Annotated in this window: 3 protein-coding genes; 2 read left to right on the top strand and 1 reads right to left on the bottom strand. The window is 70.5% G+C overall.

The window, feature by feature from the left end:
- Positions 1 to 153 precede the first annotated feature (153 nt).
- On the bottom strand, positions 154 to 423 hold the full coding sequence (locus G6017_RS07005; protein WP_179524663.1) for a DUF2530 domain-containing protein: 270 nt from the start codon (positions 421 to 423) through the stop codon (positions 154 to 156).
- A gap of 75 nt (positions 424 to 498) precedes the next feature.
- Here G6017_RS07005 and G6017_RS07010 point away from each other — a divergent pair, with 75 nt between their 5' ends.
- Positions 499 to 1,968, top strand: a complete 1,470-nt coding sequence (locus tag G6017_RS07010; RefSeq protein WP_182616650.1) for an NCS2 family permease — start codon at positions 499 to 501, stop codon at positions 1,966 to 1,968.
- A 12-nt stretch (positions 1,969 to 1,980) separates the two neighbouring features.
- The coding region (locus G6017_RS07015) for a TrmH family RNA methyltransferase (protein ID WP_347237959.1) at positions 1,981 to 2,488 on the top strand (508 nt) is incomplete at its 3' end.

A 2,488-nucleotide genomic window follows, 5' to 3' on the forward strand; every position in this document is an offset into this window, starting at 1 on the left:
CGGGCGCGGGGGGCGGCTGAGCAGGGCGACGAGGTGGGGCAGGGCGACGAGGTGGGGCAGGCCGGTCCGGCGGGCGGTCCCGACCAGCCCTGATCCCGCCGGCCCCCGCCGCCGGTCAGGACTGATCCCGCAGGCATCTCAGGTGCCGACAGCTCAGATGCGGTCGAAGTCGAGACCGCCCTGTGCGCCCGCACTGCCGCGCAGGACGGCACGCCGCTGGAGCGCGTAGACGAGTGTGCCGACCGCACCCACGCCCACACCCACGGCGCAGAGGATCACCGCTCGCATGTCGACCTCGTCCATGAGCATCATGGCCAGGAGGGCGATCGTCCACGCGAGGGTCCCGATGAGGACGACGGGCCGCGGGTCCAGCAGGTAGGCCGGGATCCGGGGCACCTGCGGCTCTGCCGGGCTGTCCGTCATGACCGCGACGCTACCGCAGGCGGGGGGCCGGTTACTCTATGACGGTTCCTCACCCACCGCCAGGAAGGTCTCCAGATGTCGCAGAGCGCCGGGGCCCCGTCGCGGTCCCCCGTACGGATCGGGGCCGTCGACCGGTACTTCAAGATCAGTGAGCGCGGTTCGACGGTGGCCCGCGAGGTGCGCGGCGGGTTGGTCAGCTTCTTCGCGATGGCCTACATCATCGTGCTCAACCCGCTGATCCTCGGTTCGGGTGTCGACGTCGAGGGCAACCAGCTGTCGATCATCGAGATCGCCGCCGTCACCGCCTTCACCGCGGGGGTGATGACGGTGGCGTTCGGCGCGATCGCCCGCTACCCGTTCGCCTTCGCGACCGGCCTGGGGATCAACTCCCTCGTCGCGGTCACCATCGCCAGGCAGGTCACGTGGGCCGAGGCCATGGGGCTGATCGTCATCGTGGGCATCATCATCGTCATCCTGGCGGTGAGCGGGTTCCGCAAGGCCGTCTTCGACGCCATCCCCTCGGACCTCAAGGCCGCGATCGCCGTGGGCATCGGGTTGTTCATCGCCATGGTCGGCTTCGTCGACTCCGGTTTCGTGCGTCGACTCCCCGACGCCGCGGGCACCACGGTCCCGGTGGGACTGGGGATCGAGGGGTCGATCGCCTCGTGGCCCACCGCCGTGTTCGCCTTCGGGCTCCTGCTGTGCGGTGTGCTCGTGGCCCGGCAGGTGCGCGGCGGCATCTTCATCGGCATCGTGGTCACCACCGTCGTGGCCATCATCGTCGAGGCCGTCGCGAACGCCGGACCGTCCTTCGTCGACGGTGAGCCCTCGCCCACCGGGTGGAACCTCGCGGTCCCGGGGATCCCCGAGACCCTGGGTGGGCTGCCCAACCTGTCCCTCATCGGGCAGGTGGATCTCTTCGGCGCGTTCGTCCGGATCGGTCCGCTGGCGGCCAGCCTGTTCGTCTTCACCCTGCTGCTCGCCAACTTCTTCGACGCCATGGGCACCTTCACGGGGCTGGGCAAGGAGGCCGGGCTCATGGACGAGAAGGGCAATCTGCCCAACATGAAGACCGCGCTCGTGGTCGAGGGCGTCGGTGCCGTGGCGGGTGGCTTCACCTCGTCGTCGTCCAACACGGTCTTCCTCGAGTCGGCCACAGGTATCGCCGAGGGCGCCCGCACCGGCCTGGCGAACATCGTCACCGGTGCCCTCTTCCTCGTCGCGATGTTCTTCACCCCGCTGTACGAGGTCGTCCCGGTGGAGGCGGCGGCCCCCGCGCTCGTGGTGGTCGGCGCACTCATGATGTCGCAGATCGTCAACATCGACTTCACGCGCTTCGCGATCGCGCTCCCGGCCTTCCTCACGATCGTCACCATGCCGTTCACCTACTCGATCGCCAACGGCATCGGCATCGGGTTCGTGGCCTGGGTCGTGATGGCCACCGCCACCGGCAAGGCCCGGTCCGTGCACCCGCTGCTGTGGGTGGTCGCGGCGGCGTTCCTCGTGTTCTTCGCGATCGGGCCCATCACCGACCTGCTGGCCTGAGCGGCGCGGGCAGTGCTCGTCGTCGACGTCTCCGATCCCGCCGATCCCAGGTTGGACGATCTGCGCGACCTCAACCACTCCGACCGTCGCCCCGACCTGCCGGGCGGCAGGGGCCTGGTGATCGCGGAGGGTACCTACGTGGTGGGTCGGATGCTGCTGTCCCGGTTCCGCCCGCACGTCCTGCTGGGGACCGACGCGCGCCTGCGGCAACTGCGGCGTGAGGCGGCCGCCGAGGGCTGGGACGCCGACGAGCGCGCCGGGGGTGCCGTGTACCTGCGCACCACCAAGGACGTGCTCAGCGAGGTGATCGGGTTCCGGTCCAGCCGCGGCATCCTCGCCGCCGCCGACCGGCCGACGCCGCTCGAGGTCGACGCCGTCGTGGGCGGTGCCCGGACCCTCGTGGTGCTCGAGGGCGTCAACGACCCCGAGAACCTCGGGGCGATCTTCCGCAACTGCGCGGCGCTCGGCGTCGACGGGGTGCTCTTCGGCGCCGCCACCGGGGACCCTCTCTACCGGCGGA

It is taken from the genome of Dietzia sp. B44, from assembly GCF_014145245.1.
Classification (GTDB): domain Bacteria; phylum Actinomycetota; class Actinomycetes; order Mycobacteriales; family Mycobacteriaceae; genus Dietzia; species Dietzia natronolimnaea.